The sequence below is a fragment of the Psychrobacter sp. CCUG 69069 genome (assembly GCF_021023115.1).
In the GTDB taxonomy this organism is placed as follows: Bacteria; Pseudomonadota; Gammaproteobacteria; order Pseudomonadales; family Moraxellaceae; genus Psychrobacter; species Psychrobacter namhaensis.
In genome coordinates, this window is record NZ_QQAI01000002.1 from 234,748 (window position 1) to 250,982 (window position 16,235).

General features: G+C 44.7%; 14 protein-coding genes. 5 read left to right on the forward strand and 9 right to left on the reverse strand.

Going from position 1 to position 16,235, the window contains the following annotated elements; genetic code table 11:
* The first annotated feature begins 346 nt into the window (after positions 1-346).
* The 5 genes from DVY93_RS02900 to DVY93_RS02920 all read left to right on the forward strand — a co-directional run bounded on the left by DVY93_RS02900 (position 347) and on the right by DVY93_RS02920 (position 5,147).
* Positions 347-2,548, forward strand: coding sequence for a M3 family metallopeptidase (locus DVY93_RS02900; RefSeq protein ID WP_230708938.1), 2,202 nt, complete (start codon positions 347-349; stop codon positions 2,546-2,548).
* On the forward strand, positions 2,549-2,806 hold the full coding sequence (locus tag DVY93_RS02905; protein ID WP_230708940.1) for a YheV family putative metal-binding protein: 258 nt from the start codon (positions 2,549-2,551) through the stop codon (positions 2,804-2,806).
* A 140-nt stretch (positions 2,807-2,946) separates the two neighbouring features.
* A complete protein-coding gene (locus tag DVY93_RS02910) occupies positions 2,947-3,495 on the forward strand; it encodes a hypothetical protein (RefSeq protein ID WP_230708942.1) in 549 nt (182 codons plus the stop codon).
* A gap of 27 nt (positions 3,496-3,522) precedes the next feature.
* Positions 3,523-4,086 carry a hypothetical protein gene (locus DVY93_RS02915; protein ID WP_230708944.1) on the forward strand — a complete coding sequence of 188 codons (564 nt, stop codon included), beginning with the start codon at positions 3,523-3,525 and terminating at the stop codon, positions 4,084-4,086.
* A gap of 146 nt (positions 4,087-4,232) precedes the next feature.
* Complete coding sequence (locus tag DVY93_RS02920; RefSeq protein ID WP_230708948.1) at positions 4,233-5,147, forward strand: haloalkane dehalogenase; 915 nt, start codon at positions 4,233-4,235, stop codon at positions 5,145-5,147.
* A gap of 122 nt (positions 5,148-5,269) precedes the next feature.
* Here DVY93_RS02920 and pnp read toward each other — a convergent pair whose 3' ends face one another.
* The 9 genes from pnp to nusA all read right to left on the reverse strand — a co-directional run bounded on the left by pnp (position 5,270) and on the right by nusA (position 16,210).
* Complete coding sequence (gene pnp / locus DVY93_RS02925) at positions 5,270-7,372, reverse strand: polyribonucleotide nucleotidyltransferase (RefSeq protein WP_198334597.1); 2,103 nt, start codon at positions 7,370-7,372, stop codon at positions 5,270-5,272.
* 707 nt (positions 7,373-8,079) lie between these two features.
* Positions 8,080-8,346: a 30S ribosomal protein S15 gene (rpsO, locus tag DVY93_RS02930; protein ID WP_045443035.1), complete on the reverse strand. Its 267-nt coding sequence runs from the start codon at positions 8,344-8,346 to the stop codon at positions 8,080-8,082.
* A 366-nt stretch (positions 8,347-8,712) separates the two neighbouring features.
* The gene (locus DVY93_RS02935) at positions 8,713-8,886 is read right to left on the reverse strand and encodes a hypothetical protein (RefSeq protein ID WP_230708950.1); all 174 of its coding nucleotides are present in this window, start codon (positions 8,884-8,886) and stop codon (positions 8,713-8,715) included.
* A 157-nt stretch (positions 8,887-9,043) separates the two neighbouring features.
* Positions 9,044-9,205 carry a hypothetical protein gene (locus DVY93_RS02940; protein ID WP_230708952.1) on the reverse strand — a complete coding sequence of 54 codons (162 nt, stop codon included), beginning with the start codon at positions 9,203-9,205 and terminating at the stop codon, positions 9,044-9,046.
* Positions 9,206-9,284: 79 nt separating this feature from the next.
* Positions 9,285-9,809: a type 1 glutamine amidotransferase domain-containing protein gene (locus DVY93_RS02945; protein WP_230708954.1), complete on the reverse strand. Its 525-nt coding sequence runs from the start codon at positions 9,807-9,809 to the stop codon at positions 9,285-9,287.
* Between the two features lie 351 nt (positions 9,810-10,160).
* Positions 10,161-11,246 carry a tRNA pseudouridine(55) synthase TruB gene (gene truB, locus DVY93_RS02950; RefSeq protein ID WP_230708957.1) on the reverse strand — a complete coding sequence of 362 codons (1,086 nt, stop codon included), beginning with the start codon at positions 11,244-11,246 and terminating at the stop codon, positions 10,161-10,163.
* A 9-nt stretch (positions 11,247-11,255) separates the two neighbouring features.
* A complete protein-coding gene (locus DVY93_RS02955; protein WP_230708960.1) occupies positions 11,256-11,645 on the reverse strand; it encodes a ribosome-binding factor A in 390 nt (129 codons plus the stop codon).
* Between the two features lie 202 nt (positions 11,646-11,847).
* Positions 11,848-14,574, reverse strand: coding sequence for a translation initiation factor IF-2 (gene infB / locus DVY93_RS02960; RefSeq protein ID WP_198334602.1), 2,727 nt, complete (start codon positions 14,572-14,574; stop codon positions 11,848-11,850).
* Positions 14,575-14,725: 151 nt separating this feature from the next.
* A complete protein-coding gene (gene nusA, locus DVY93_RS02965) occupies positions 14,726-16,210 on the reverse strand; it encodes a transcription termination factor NusA (RefSeq protein ID WP_193005658.1) in 1,485 nt (494 codons plus the stop codon).
* Between the last annotated feature and the right edge of the window lie 25 nt (positions 16,211-16,235).

Below are 16,235 nucleotides of genomic sequence, written 5' to 3' on the forward strand. Positions count from 1 at the left end.
TGCATCAATGCTCACTCTGCTCCGACATTGGCCTGATGCAGGTTGCATTCTTGCCAAATGAACCCATCTTTTATATACCTAATACGTAAAACTGTCGAAGATAAAAGAGATCAGAATCATTGTGCGCTATGTGTTCCGGCGGTAAGCCAGTAAGCTAAAACGTTTCACTTTAAAATGTACAGTGCTGCTGAGAATGATTTTTCGACGCCTCTTGTGTGCATGTAAAGCGTAGAACAAGTAGGGACATTCATCAGTCAGATGCGCTTCTTTTATTTTCAACTACCTATGTGTGACACCTTATTCAATAATAACCTACTCACTTATGACTATACTATCGGATACCTTTATGAACTCTATTTCTCCAGACTTACACCTCGTTGATTTTGCCAGTGCAACGCCAAAAGCCTTACAAAATGAAGTCCTCAACGCGATCAATGCTGCCAATGCGTTTTTAGACAAAATGAGCGCAGCAACAGACCAAAGTAGTGATACGGTTGACATCAGTGCCGAACAAGCATTAGCGGATGTGATGACTTTTGATCATATGAATGTGGCATTGGATCGCAGCTGGGGTATTTTGTCGCACTTAAATAGTGTCATGAGCAACGATGAGACCCGTCATGTACATCATGAACTGCTACCGAAGCTATCTGCTTATGGCACACGTGTGGGACAGCATCAGCCGTTATTTAGCCGTTACCAAACGATCATTAACGATGAGACGTTTTTTGCCTCGCTGTCACCCGCCCGTGCGCGAGCGGTTGAGCTTGCGCTAAGAAGCTTTGAGCTATCAGGCGTGGCATTGCCTAAAGCTGAGCAAGAAACATTTGCGGCGGTTCAAAGTGAGCTGTCCACGCTGTCAGCGGCTTTTTCTGATCATGTTTTGGATGCCACGCAAGCCTATGCGTTACCGCTGAATGATAAGCAGTTAGCAGGTCTGACCGAAAGTGGGCTCGCTTTATTGGCAGATGCAGGCGAACAGTATAAAGCACGCGCGCTTGCCTGCGGTGCACTGACACAAGATGAAATCGATGCGTTGCCAACCCCTTATTATGTGGCAAGCTTAAACATACCTGTCTATCTTGCTATCATGACCCATGCGGACGACCGCAGTCTGCGTGAAACGTTATACCGTGCTTATGTCACTCGCGCCTCTGAGTTTGACACACACACCAACAGCAAGGGCGAGTCGCTAAACAATGCTGATATCATGAGCCAAATTCTGCAACTGCGTGAGAAAAAAGCCCAGTTATTAGGGTTTGGTAATTATGCAGAGGTGTCGTTATCGACAAAAATGGCAGACAGCGTGACAGAAGTTGAAACTTTCTTACGCGATTTGGCAGCGCAAGCCACTCCGACGGCTGAACAAGATTTGGCCCAATTGCAAAAGTATGCCAGCGATTATGGTATTAGTGAGTTGCAGCCATGGGATAGCGCTTATCTTGCTGAAAAAGTCAAGCAAAGTGCGTTTAGCTTGTCGCAAGAAGAAATTCGTCCCTACTTTCCACTACCAAAAGTCATTAGTGGCTTATTTGCGATTGTAGAGCGTCTCTACGGTATCAAAGCACAACCACAAAGCATCGATGGTACAGATAGCCAACCTGTATCACGCTGGCATGACGATGTCCATTTTTACCAGTTGTTCGATGCAGACGATCACTTCCTCGGCGGTTTTTACTTTGATTTATTTGCCCGTAGTGGTAAACGCGGCGGCGCTTGGATGAATGGCTTTCAGGCGCGTTATCGCTATGAGGCCCAAGACCATCAGCAACTGCCGGTTTGCTTTATGGTTGGTAACTTCACCCCAGCCCTAGATGGTAAGCCAAGTTTATTAACTCACGATGAGGTACTGACCTTGTTCCATGAATTCGGTCATGGTCTCCATCATTTACTGACGCAAGTGTCCGTTGGTGATGTCTCTGGTGTCAATGGTGTGGAGTGGGATGCGGTCGAGTTACCCAGTCAGTTTATGGAAAACTGGGCGTGGGATGCAGAAGGTATAGCGCTTATCAGCAGTCATGTCGGAACCGGTGACGCTTTGCCCAAAGACAAGCTTGATGCGCTATTGGCCGTGAAGAACTTCCAAAGCGGTATGCAAACGCTGCGTCAAATCGAGTTTGCGCTGTTTGACTTATTGATTCATGCGCACACGCCAGCGCTGGATTACGAGGGTATATTAGCAACACTAAATTCAGTGCGTAGCGATATCGCTGTTATGCAGACACCGGACTATAACCGCTTCGCCAATGGTTTTAGCCATATCTTTGCAGGTGGCTATGCGGCAGGATATTACTCCTATAAATGGGCAGAACTACTCTCTGCCGACGCCTTTAGCAAATTTGAAGAAGACGGTATTTTTAATCCAATAACGGGTAAAGCGTTCCGTGACACCATCCTGTCAGTGGGTGGTAGTTTCCCTGCCAAGACCAATTTTGAAAACTTCCGTGGTCGTAGTGCCAGTATAGATGCCTTGCTGCGTCACAGCGGTTTTGCTCACGCTAATAATACCGAGACTGCAGCCGCCCACGCTTCTCATGAGGAGGGCTAAATGCGCTATCAATCTCCTCGCCCCAAGCGTCAATTCTTAGCCGGGGTTCGCTGCCCCAAATGTCAGGCAATGGATGCGGTGGTGCAAGTCAACATCGTGACGCCTGCGCCTGATGAGTATATCGAGTGCACGCAATGTGGTCATACAGAGCATCGTCCCGACCCTGATACCATCAGTGCCAAAAACCGTCTTGAGGATCAGCTGACTCGTGATGCGATGACTACTGGTACCAGCGGTACAGTGAAGTTTAAGCCTTAAAAAGCCACCGTTAATGTGTTCAATCTCATTAACGCTGTGACCCTTAAGGTAACTTAAGCCTATCTAGCAATAGATAGGTTTTTTATTTTGAGTTTGCTATAGTATGTCTACTTACATTTTTGACCCAAATCGACCATCGTATGAATCGTAAAAAAATGCGTCCCCGCTCCACCCAATCATCAGAAAAAAATACTGCCAACCTCCGCCAAAAATGGTGGCTGCTTGCGGTATTGGTCGCGCTATTGATCGGTTACTTTGCTTGGAAAAGCACCACGCCTGCGACTGATACCCTTCCTATCAAGAGCTCATCCTCAAAAACTGAACAAACCAAAGCAGCGCCGTCTGCTACGCCATTAGATAATGAAACAAACGATACGACATTCAATGAAAGTGCGGCGCTTTCTGCCACTTCAAGTAGTCAAACACTTGATCCCAATACTAGCCGTCAAGTACTTGACGCCGATGCTATCTTAAACGCGCCATTGCCAGAAACGGACAGTCTCGCCAAAGAGGAGATTGATCGCTTAGAAGATGAGCAACGACGCTTGGCAGAACAAGAAAAGCTGGCTGCTGAACAATTAGCGATGAATAAACAATTGACTGCTATGAAAGCCGAGCAAATTGCGCTACTTGAACAACAAATTGCAAAATTAGAAGCGGATAATACCGATCAGGCTGCGATAGAATAAACCCATAACGTTTAGAAAGGGCTGGTGATGGCAACGCTACAATTAACACACGCCCCTATTTTAAATAGCAACGCGCAGCTGCTTATCCTGCCAGTGAATACAGCCGGTATCCTTTTAGATCCTGTCCTTACACGAGCTAAGACCTTATTTCCCGATAATTACCAACGCTACTATCGCGCGTGCCGTGATGGGAGTCTAAACATCGGCAGTTGTATGCTGCACAAACGCTCACGTGAGCAAGCTGGACTTGGGATCAGCAGTAATGGCAATCAACCCAGTCACATTGCCAATCTTGTGATATCCAATCATCCGTATCATCCCGCACGCGCGCGTTGGCTTACTGCCGCGTTACTTGACTTGCAACAACAACTTTTTTCTCTCGTTCGCTATCAAAGTATTCGTAGAGCGGCTCTATTTGCACGCCCACTTGTTTTTGATCATACGCGCGACCACACCTCAGACGTCCCTAACCTCACAAACCCAGCTCCTTTGGACTGGCATACAGATACTTTGCCCTTATTGATCCAATATCTGCAAGTGTTACCTAAGTTGTCTATCGATGTGTATGTACCCAAATCTATTGAGTTTTAACGTCACACAGCTTTTTTTCTGAGGCACAACACGATCTTGAAGACCCAAAAAACTGTGTCATCGATAATGGCTTCAATGCTATGCTAATTGTTGTTTTTTGTTTGAAAATGCACGATTACTATTCATCATCAGGATAAGGATACCCTATGAAAACGCTTAGAACCCCCGATTCATGTTTTGCAAACCTGCCCGATTACAACTTTGCGCCCCATTATTTGATGGTCGATGACAGCGAGGGTGGAGAACTGCGTGTACATTATCTCGATGAAGGTCCAAAAGATGCCGATCCTGTGTTGTTGCTGCATGGCGAGCCTTCATGGTGTTATCTTTATCGTAAGATGATACCGGTACTGACAGCAGCCGGTCACCGCGTAATTGCGCCAGACCTCCCCGGCTTTGGGCGCTCAGATAAGCCTGCTGATCGTCACGACTATACCTATCAGCGCCATGTCGACTGGATGCAGTCCGTACTTGATCAGTTAGATTTAAAAAATATCACGCTCTTTTGTCAAGATTGGGGTGGTCTGATTGGTTTACGACTAGTGGCCGAAAACCCAGACCGATTTGCTCGGGTGGCAGCGGGTAATACCATGCTCCCTACGGGTGAATACGACCCAGGCGACAGCTTTCGCCAGTGGCAGCAGTTCTCACAAGAGACGCCGCAGTTTCATGTCGGCAAAATTATTAATAGTGGCACCACGACCGAGCTATCGCAGGCAGTTATTGACGCTTACAACGCCCCATTCCCTGATGAGTCGTACAAAGAAGGGGCAAGACAGTTCCCGATACTGGTCCCGACCACCCCCGATGATCCTGCCTCAGCAAAAAACCAAGCCGCTTGGGGTGAGCTTGGCAAATGGAACAAACCTTTTATCACGCTGTTTAGCGACTCCGACCCCATCACGGCTGGCGGCGCACGAATCATGCAAAAACTGATACCAGGTGCCGAAGGTCAAGAGCATACTACTATTGCCAACGGTGGTCATTTTCTTCAAGAAGATCAAGGCGAGAAAGTAGCCGAATTGCTGGTTAGGTTTATTGCTGACAATCCTAAGCGTTGAGCTGTAAAGGCACTGTCCGCAAAGGACGACAAAATTAACACCCATAAAAAAACCGCTTTGAGCACACATCACGAGCCTCTCAAAGCGGTTTTTAAATACCTAGACTTAACCAATTGTTAAAATTAGTTTTGCTCGATACCTTTCATCGTGAGCTTAATACGACCACGGTTGTCGACGTCTTGAACGAAGACTTTAACGATTTGACCTTCTTTTAAATAGTCTGATACATTTTCTACGCGCTCTTCTGCGATTTGTGAGATATGTACCAAGCCATCAGTGTTCGGTAAAACATTAACAAAAGCACCGAAATCTACGATACGAGCAACCGTACCTTCATAGGTCTTGCCAACTTCAACTTCAGCAGTCAATGCTTCGATTTTGCCGATAGCGGCTTTAGTTGCTGCTTTGTTTTCACCAAAGATACGAATCGTGCCACCATCATCGATATCGATGACCGCGCCCGTCTCTTCGGTTAGCTGACGAATCATCGCGCCGCCTTTACCGATCACATCACGAATCTTATCTGGGTTGATTTCGATAACGGCATAGTTAGGGGCATGCGCGTTGATTTCAGTACGGCTTGCTGGCAATACTTTGTTCATGGCATCCAAGATGTGGATACGACCTGCATGGGCTTGCTTAAGCGCTTGCTCCATAATATCAGGCGTGATGCCTTCGATCTTGATATCCATCTGTAGTGCAGTGATACCGTCTTTAGAACCCGCAACTTTAAAGTCCATATCACCAAGATGATCTTCATCACCTAAGATGTCTGACAAGACAGCGAAACGCTCGCCTTCTTTAACCAGACCCATGGCGATACCGGCAACTGGTGCTTTTAATGGGACACCAGCATCCATCAATGCCAAACTGGCACCACAAACAGACGCCATAGAAGATGAACCATTTGATTCAGTAATCTCTGATACCACACGAATCACATATGGGAAGCGTTCGCTGTCTGGTAGCATGGCTTCTACGCCGCGGCGCGCTAGGCGACCATGACCAATTTCACGACGTTTTGGAATACCTTCACGGCCTGTTTCACCAACAGAGAAATGCGGGAAGTTATAATGCAGCATGAAATGATCACGAATCGTACCACTGAGTGAGTCAATCATGTTGACATCACGGCTGTTACCAAGCGTGGTCGTAACCAAGGCTTGCGTCTCACCGCGAGTAAACAGCGCTGAACCATGGGTATAAGGCAGGACACCGACTTGTACATCAAGGGCACGAACGGTTTCAAGATCACGTCCATCGATACGTGGCTTACCTGACAGGATATTGTCACGAACCGTACGATATTTAAGGTCGTTATAGATTTCTTTTAGCTCAGAAACAGTATCAGCATAGTTTTCTGATTCAGCATCACCAGCCATCGTATCGATAATCGATTGCTTAATCTCATCAAGCTTAGTGTAGCGCTCTTGCTTATTGGTCGTGGTATAAGCGTCAGCCACTTGCGCACCGAACTGCTCTTTCATACTGGCCTCTAAAGCTTTATCACGCTCAGGGGCCGTAAATTGCTGCTTAGCCGTACCAACTTCTTCTGCCATTGATGCAATGTTATCAATGACGATTTGCTGCTGCTGATGACCGTACAACACAGCACCTAACATCTGGTCTTCTGACAACTCTTTGGCTTCTGATTCAACCATCAATACCGCAGACTTAGTACCAGCAACGACTAGATCCAAATCACTGCTTTCAAGCTGCTCAAGCGTTGGGTTAAGGACGTATTCACCGTTAATGAAACCAACACGGGCACCCGCAATAGGACCATTAAAAGGCGCATCAGAAATAGCCAAAGCCGCTGAAGCACCAATCATTGCGGCGATGTCTGCAGACTGACTTTTGTCAGATGACACCACGGTCGCTGTGATTTGAATTTCGTTCACATAACCTTCTGGAAATAGTGGACGAATTGGGCGATCAATCAAGCGTGAAGTTAAGGTTTCAAACTCGCTAGCACGGCCTTCGCGTTTACCATACGCACCTGGGATTTTACCCGCTGCATACATTTTTTCTTGATAGTTTACGGTTAGAGGAAAGAAGTTTTGGCCTTCTTTGGCTTCTGATTTTACAACAGCAGCGACTAGTACAGTGACGCCGCCCATGTGTACTAAAATAGAGTTGGCTTGACGTGCAACGCGTCCTGTTTCGATAACAACCTGTTGGTTACCGTACTGGAATTCACGCTTAATGGTGTTAAACATTGTCATATAATATTCCTAATGTTGACTGACAAAAGTGATGGCCGCATTATGAAAAGCGGACATCTGTCATTAAAATTCTTTGTATATAACCGCTCATTGATAGCCCTTCCTGTTAGAAACACATCAATGAGGATCAATACCGTTACTCAGTTATCTATATCTGTGATAGACATCATACTATTCTATATATTTGGTCGTTCAATGTCGGTTTTATTATAAATACTGCCAAAAATGACTTCGTGGCAAAACCACCCCTCTATGGGGCTTTTTAACCGCTAAATTTCTTAGATTTGTCATTGTTAATCTGTAGTGAGTCACTATAGACGGATAGTCGCTGTATAAACGGTAGCCCTGCTGTAAAATTACAAGATATTATTTTACAGTGATTTATAGGCGTTGACCAATTAATTGCAAAATAGCCCATCTAATAGACGATATTCAGACGTATTGAAGTAAAAAAGCGTTAACTTCCTCGCTATCTGGCCAACTAACTATCATCTAGCAAATAGATCCAGTATCTCAGGCTATGGGGCTTACCATCCAATATTGACAAGCATAAAAAAACGGCGTGAAACTATTCCACACCGTTTTTAGAAGCAATCTATTGTACTAATATCAGCAAGCAAGTCCTAAGCGGTGTCGCAAAAAAACTGAAACGGTGCCACATAACGGCAGCTTTAGCTTTAGAAACCACTCGTCCCCTTGTCGCTATATTAACGACGTAGACCTAACTGGCTAATAAGGGTGGTATAGCGACCAAGGTCTTTACCTTTTAAGTAATCAAGTAGTTTACGACGGGTATTAACCATACGGATTAGACCGCGACGGCTATGATGGTCAGCTTTGTGCGCTTTAAAATGGTTCTGTAGATCATTGATACGAGCACTTAATAACGCTACTTGCACTTCTGGTGAGCCAGTGTCGTTTTCGCCGCGCTGGTATTGAGCAATGATTTGTTCACGATCGGTATTAGTTAGCATAAATATCTCCGGCAATGCTAAAAACTTTAAGGCAGACTCTCATTGAGTCATTTTTAAAGCAATAGAATAGTAAATAAAATAACTTGCACGCCATTCAGGACAACCCTGCATTACTAGAGTTGACCTAGTGTACGACAAGTTCGGTTAAAAATAACGCCACTTAAATCTTCAGATCAATGCAGTATAACTATTAACGCCAGCACCTAAATGAGGGCGGGCTTAGATATAACTTAGGACCTAAAATCTAATTTAAATGTGGCAGCAATTATAGCAAAAAACTGCTGAACTAGCAGCAGTTTTTCATAATACTTGAAAGATTATATTTAACTGTTAAAAAGGCATCAGAGACAGGTATTTTTTGCTTAATTATTTGTTGGTATCATCTTCTGTAGCGTTGCCACCCAGCTCTTTATCTTCAAGCGGCGCAGTAGTGGCCTCAGCCAAACTATCAGGAGTCCGATCTTCACGAGGATTAATATCTTCTGCGAGCTGTTGAATCTCTTTTTCTTGTTCGTCTTTATTGTTAGATACGTTACTCATAATGACTCCTAGATCGTTATTATTAAGCGGTTTCTTTTATTTTTTAATATTAAGACTAGTTTTTAGTAAGCATCAAAATACACACTTGCTGAATCTCTACACTTTTGAGCTTAAAGCCAACTAGCTTGTGTAAGAGGCGACTGTCTTGTTTAAGATGCTATTTGTCTTCTTTTGCACTCTTTAAGTTGTCAGCGATGCGATCTGCTGCTGCGTCAGTGTCTTCTGTATGGTTGTCTTCTGTCTGACTCTTAAGTGCAGCAGTAGCAGACTCCGCACGTTGTTGTTCTAGTTTGGTATCATTTGGATTTGAATTAGCCATGGTAGTGTCCTTATTGTTAACTATAAACATTTTAAGTGAGTGTGGGAGGTGATTTCATGCTGTACAGCCGTCAAAGCGTTTAAGAAAGTGCTTTATCAATCGCTTCAACGAAGTTTTTAATATCGTCTGGATTACGTGAGGTAATCAAATTACCATCTACTTGTACGGTTTTATCCACAAATTCTGCCCCAGCATTTTCCAAGTCGGTTTGTAGCGAGTGATAGGCAGTCAATGTTTTGCCTTTGGCAATTCCTGTATTAATAAGTGCCCAAGGCGCATGACAGATGGCAGCCAACAATTTTCCTGAATCATTGATACCATTGATAATACCGTGAGCCTCTTCGTTACCACGTAGAGTATCAGCATTAACCGTTCCACCTGGCAGCACTAACGCATCATAATCACTAACCTTTGCGTCTTTTGCAAAAATATCAGCAGTAAAAGTATCGCCTTTATTGACATCCTGCTGCATCGCTTGCACTTCTTTGTCTTTATTAGTAGTAATAAGAATCGTTTTATAACCTTTGTCTTTTAACTGGTTATTAACGTCTTCATATTCTGCTTGCTCAAAGTGGTTGTAGAGTAAAAAAGCAATCGTTTTCATAATATCCCTTCTTCTTTATAGGTGAATCGGTTATAAGCTATTTTTTATTAGATTTTTTATTAGATAATTATTTTCATTATTGTGTAGTTATAATTATTATTTAAAATAAATTTTTGCAAAATTCTTTTAATTATCAGATCCCATCCTTTGAACAAGTTTCCTTTTTTTCTTTTTTAACTTCCTACTATAATTATTTTTTATCCAGCTTTCCCTCGCTGACTTAATTAATGTACAAAAAAAACAGGTTCTGCCATAGGCGAAACCTGCAATAAAATGTGACGATATGTGATTAGTGTAAACTGTTAGTAAGCTGTCAAAAGAGGAAAAAAAGAGGGGTTTAACCAAGCGCTCCTAACGTTGGATCAGCTTTTTGGGCTGTAATCGACCATTGAGACTGACCGCACCTAGACCAAGAAATTGCCCACCTTCATCTACCAAGCGTATATCCACAGGGATTTCGTGCGCTAATAATGGCGTTTTGTCTGTCCTGCTTTTAGCATCAAGGTTATCATCCACATCCGTAGCCGCTTCCATACTTGGATGAGCGATTTCGTCTTGCTCACTAAGTGTCTGGCTAGCAATACTTTTTAACACGTAATCTTTGAGATGAGCTGTTAGCTGTTCAAAGACGTTTAAGCGTTGGCCCATATGTACGCGGACACACTGTTCAGTGGTTAATGTCAACTCAGCGTCAATATCGATGCAAGCATCTACTGGCAGCAGGTGTCCTTGTCGCTGAGCAAACGCGGTTTCTTCTAACGCTGCTAGCGTAATGGCATTCTCAATTTTAAAGTTGCCCACTTGCGTACGTCGTAACGCAGTCAAATGCCCAACTGTGCCCATTACTTTAGCGATATCCTCACCCAGTACGCGCACGTAAGTACCTTTGGTGCAAGTCACTGTCAATTGAATCTGCTCGTCATCGATTGCTCTCAAATCTATTGCTTTGATCACAATGTCTCTTGGCGGACGCTCTACCTCAATACCAGCGCGGGCATACTCATACAGCTTTTTACCGTCTTTTTTTAAGGCGGAATACATCGGTGGTATCTGCTGCTGCGCACCTAAAAACTGCTGTGCCACTTTATCTAACAAGGCGTCGTCAAACTTTGGAATAGAGGCTTGCGCGACGGTTTGCCCATCTGCATCCCCCGTATCTGTCTGACTGCCGAGCAAAATAGTCGCTTGGTAAGATTTATCGGCATCTAGTTGGTAGTGGCTAAATTTGGTGGCCTCACCCATACAGATAGGCAACAGACCAGTCGCCATTGGATCAAGCGTGCCCGTGTGGCCTGCTTTTTTGCTGTCATGGTTCGGTGACTTAAACAGATACTTCACCTTTGACACTACTTGTTGCGAGGTCATACCTTTGGGCTTATCTACTAAGATAACACCAGAGACTTTTATTTTATCAGCTTGCTTGGGTGATGTAGACATAGTGGATGCTTACTCGTCATTCTCATTTTTTTCTGTCTTAGTGACTGCCTGATTAATCAGATCCATCATGTAATTACCACGAGCGGTGACTTCATCATAGTGAAAACGCAAGCGCGGCGTCGTACGGGTCTTTAGACTGTGGCTTAGCTCAGTACGTAAAAATCCTGCTGCTTTGTTCAGTACCTTAACACTCTCTTCGTGGTTGGTCTTGGTCATCGCATCGTTGAGCTCAGGCTCCATGATGGTGACATAGACATCGGCATAACCCAAGTCTGGGCTAACCTTGACGCTCGAGATAGTGACAAAGCCAGTCAGACGAGGGTCATTGACTTCATCACGAATAAGGACAGCAAGCTCACGCTGAATCTGATCGGCTAAGCGTTGTAAACGTTGGTTCATGTTATTACCTTTATTTGATAGGGCTTATTTTTATTGATATAAAATTCTGTGTATTAATCAGTTTAGTACTGATATTTGCTAAAAAAGGCCTAGCAGGATGTACCTGTTAGGCCTAAGTACAGCTAGATATTAAAGGACAATCTCATATACTCAGCGGATTAAGCACCTTGTATGATGAGATAGCCCATATCGAACAGTCGCTTTAGATCGTACGTGCGAACTCTTGAATTTCAAAGACTTCGATTTTATCACCGGCTTCAACATCATAGCCACGAACCGCTAGGCCACATTCCATACCCGTACGTACTTCATTAACGTCTTCTTTATAACGACGTAGTGATTGCAATTGACCTGTAAAGATAACTTGGTCTTCACGCAATACGCGGATAGGTTTGTTGCGATAGATAGTACCTTCGACCACCATACAACCCGCAGCAGCACCAAACTTACTAGAACGGAATACTTCACGAACTTCGGCAACGCCAAGAATCTTCTCGCGATGTTCCGGAGCCAGCATACCGCTCATGGCTGATTTCACATCATCAATTAAGCCATAGATCACACTGTAATAACGGATATCCATGTTGGCAGCATCTGCTTTACGGCGTGCGGTCGCATCGGCACGAACGTTAAAGCCCAATAACACCGCTTCACTAGACTCTGCCAGAGTGACGTCAGACTCAGAAATCGGACCAACACCTGAACTGATCACTCTCACTTTAACTTCGTCAGTGGACAGCTCATTCAATGCCGCCAGTAACGCTTCAAGCGAACCACGGACATCTGTTTTCAATACGATATTTAAGAATGAGACATCGCCTTGGGCCATCTGATCGAACATGCTCTCTAAACGCATGGCATTTTGACGCTCAAGTTGACGCTCACGTTCACGGTTGGTTCTAAAGTCAGCCACTTCACGTGCTTTTTTCTCATCGGTCACAACTAAGAACTCGCTACCAGCCGCTGGAGTTTCAGGCAAGCCTAAAATCTCTACAGGGATAGAAGGACCTGCTGTTTTAACCCGTTGACCATTTTCATCCGTCAGCGCACGAACTTTACCGTAATGCTCACCAGCAAGAACCAAGTCGCCTTGCTTTAGTGTACCCTTTTTAACGAGGACACTAACCACAGGACCACGGCCTTTTTCTAATCTTGACTCGATGACCACACCTTGGGCAGCACCATCTAATGGCGCTTCTAGTTCCATCAGTTCAGCTTGTAGACTAATGAACTCTAATAAGTCATCAATACCTTCACCCGTTTTGGCTGAGATACGCGCCATTGGTGTGTCACCGCCCCACTCTTCTGAGACGACTTCTTTTGCGGTCAATTCATTAAGAACACGGTCAGGATCAGCACCTGGCTTATCCATTTTGTTAATCGCAACGATAATGGGTGTGCCAGCAGCACGTGCATGATCAATGGCTTCTACTGTTTGCGGCATCATACCGTCATCAGCAGCAACCACCAATACAACAATATCTGTCGCTTGTGCACCACGTGAACGCATCGCACTAAAGGCGGCGTGACCTGGGGTATCAAGGAAAGTAATTACGCCGCGATCGGTTTTCACATGATAAGCACCGATATGCTGAGTAATACCACCTGCTTCACCTGTCGCAACTTTTGTTTCACGAATTTTATCAAGTAATGAGGTTTTACCATGGTCAACGTGACCCATAATAGTCACGACTGGCGGACGTGTTTGCACGTTACTGCTGCGCTCATCAACCGCGTACTGCAGATCATCTTCAACCTTGGTATCACTGACCGGAACTGGATTATGTCCCATCTCTTCAACAAGCAAGCTTGCTGTCGCTTGATCGATCGTATCTGATTCACGTGCGATCTCGCCCATTTTCATAAGCAATTTGGTCACTTCACGCGCTTTAACCGCCATACGCTGAGCAAGATCCGCGACTGTAATGTGCTCGCTAATCTCAACATCATAAACGATTTTTTCGACAGGTTTTTCGAACTTATGCTGTGATGCTTGCGTTGAGCGCAAACCGTTTTTACGGTTTTTGATCTCACGCTCATCTTGATTCTTACGGCGACGACCACGAGTACCAGTACTGCTCGCACCGCGTTTGATTTCACGACGTTCTTTTTCAAAAGACTCTTCTAACGCATCACCGACCAGACCTTCTGCCAACGGCTCGTCTTTACGAACTTCAGCAACAGGCTCACGGTCAGTATATTGACCCGCCATTTTACGCATTTGCTCAAGCGTACGTTTTTGTGCTTCTTCAGCTTGGGTACGACGTGTTTCTGTTTCAATTTCACGTAGACGGGCTTCTTCTTTCTCACGCGCTTCGCGAGCTTTACGCTCTGCTGCCGTCTCAACTTTTGGTTTTGTCGCAGCGACTTTTTTCTTGGGTTGGTCTTTTGGCTTCACTTCAACCTTGGCTTTACCACCTTTTTTCACAACCACTGAAGTCGAGATATCGTCGTTCTTATCATCTGACTTTTTGCTAGAGCCTAAGCTTGCACGCATTGCTGCTAAGGTTGCTGCTTGACGTTCTTCAGCTTTTTTCTTAGTCGCCGCACGCTCTTCTGCGTCTTTAGCAGCACGTTCTTGCGACTCAATCATCGCTTGCTCACGCGCAGCCAATTCTTCAGCCATTTTTTCTGGATCAGGCTTTTCAAACACTTTCTTTTTACGCACTTCCACATTGACGCTCTTAGATTTACCTGAAGAGCCGGTCACGCGCGCGGTGCTAGTCGTCTTAGATTTAAGACTAATACGACGCTTTTCTTGCTGACCATGACTTTGCTTTAAATACGTCACCAACTTCTCTTGCTCAAGCTCGGTGACTAGGTCATCCTCTGCGCGAGCAGGCAGTCCAGCATCTACCAGTTGCTGTTTTACAGCACTTGGAGTTTTGCCTACCATATCTGCCAGTTCTTTGACGGTCTTATCTGCCATTTATTATCACCTACTGTCTATTATTTGCTATATGTTCAATTCAGTTGTTGGCCACAAATGATTGGGGTAAGGCTGGCATCTGTACTGCTTGCATACCAGCGCTTTATTCTCGATAGCATATCACTAAAAGACAGCGATATGCAGTTACCGCTTATTCATTGAACCAAGATTCCCGAGCTTTCATGATGAGTTTTCCTGCGGTTTCGGAGTCTAATCCTTCGATATCTTCTAGATCGAAGACGGCTTGTTCTGCCAAGTCATCAACGGTAATAATATCTTTTTGTGCCATTTTATAGGCCCAGCTTACCGTCATACCTTCAAGCTCTTGCAGCTCTTGACTTGGCTCTTTCATGTTCTGTTGTTTGACCAGCTCATCAGCGATGACCACTTCTTTAGCACGCTCTTGAATCATCTCGATCGCTTCGTCGTCTAGGCCTTCGATATCATAAAAGGTTTCAACGGGTACGTAAGCCACTTCCTCAATACTGGTAAAGCCAATATCAACAAGCGCTTGAGCTAAGTCTTTATCTACTTCTAAACGTTCATAGAATAATTCAATGAAGGCTTTAGATTCATTTTCTTGACGTTGCTGATACTCTTCTTCTAACATCATATTTAGCTTATAGCCCGTAAGCTCAGAAGCCAAACGTACATTCTGGCCTTGTGAGCCAATCGCCCGCGCCAACTGATCATTGGTGCTAAAGATGATATCAGCCGTTTGGGCATCTTCATCTAAAATAATGCTGCTGACGTCCGCTGGTTCTAAAGCGCTAATGATAAATTGGGCGGGATCATCCGACCAAACCACCACATCAATACGCTCACCATCAAGCTCTTGCTGTACCGCTTGGATACGCGTACCACGCATACCAATACAAGCGCCCACTGGATCAATACGATGATCATTGGTTTTCACTGCTATTTTAGCACGAGTACCCGGCAAGCGAGCGACATTACGAATCTCAATGATTTGCTCTGCAATCTCAGGCACCTCTTTTTGCATCAATGCTGATAGCATTTCAGGATGCGTACGAGACAGCAATAATTGGGCGCCGCGGTTTTCACGGTTCACATGATATAAGATGGCATTGATACGAGACTTGGCACGTAGTTGCTCACGCGGTAGCATTTGATCACGTGATAAATACCCTTCTGCATTGTCACCTAAATCGATGATATAACCATCGCGTGTCTGTTTTTTGACTTCGCCATACATCATCTCACCAACACGTGGCTCAAAAGCATCGGCTACTAGCGCACGCTCAGCTTCACGAATTTTTTGGATAATGACCTGTTTGGCTTGCGTCGCGGCAATACGTCCAAACTCAATGGATTCAATCTGCTCTTCTTTGACATCACCGATTGACCATTCATCTTGATCAAGGTCGGTAATGGCGAGCTGACAAGCAGGCATTTCGTGATCTTCATCAGCAACCACTGTCCAATAACGATAAGTATCATAATCGCCAGTTGCACGGTCGATGGCAACCCGCACGGCCACTTCTGGCTGTTCGGTATATACTTTTTTCTTAGTCGATACCACCAAAGCGTCTTCTATGGCTTCAAAGATATCTTCAGGATTTAAGCCCTTTTCATTACTGACAGTTTCTACTACCGTTAAGATTTCACGACTCATGCTATACCTGTCCTATCATTTTTTA